Annotated in this window: 1 protein-coding gene; it reads right to left on the reverse strand. The window is 52.2% G+C overall.

The genetic code is table 11. The annotated features are described in order from the left end of the window. Positions 1–429 (reverse strand): hypothetical protein (locus tag AB4114_RS35935; RefSeq protein WP_441992694.1); only part of this gene is annotated, 429 nt, incomplete at both ends.

The following is a 429-nucleotide window of genomic DNA, read 5'->3' on the forward strand; positions in this document are numbered from 1 at the left end:
GCTCCTGTCACTCCAAGCCCTGCTGTTGCGTCAATCGCTGGCTTTTTGCTGCCGAAGCTATCCGTAATTTGTACGCTTAACTGTCCCGAAAGTGTATTCTCCAGCGATGGATCCTGGATTCCCTCACCCGTTGTATCGTACTGAATCGTATCTCCTTGCTCTATTGTTACATCCGACCCCAACGTTACAAGCAACTTGCCGTCCGCTTGCCATACCGCACTTGCGCCCGTTGTACCAATCGTATGACCACTCGCTGTCGTAATATTCGCCACCGTTGCCGTTCCGCTTGTTTTGTTGATCGGTTGGTTAAACGTAATGGCAAAACTTTGAGTGCCTTGACGGTACGTTGTATCGTCGTACGTTGTCGTCGTTGCCGCTGTGATGGCTGTCGGTACCGCACCCGCACCAAATGTCGGCGCAATCGCCATC

Origin of the sequence: Paenibacillus sp. 2RAB27, from assembly GCF_052115445.1 — a bacterium.
Classification (GTDB): Bacteria; Bacillota; Bacilli; order Paenibacillales; family NBRC-103111; genus Paenibacillus_E.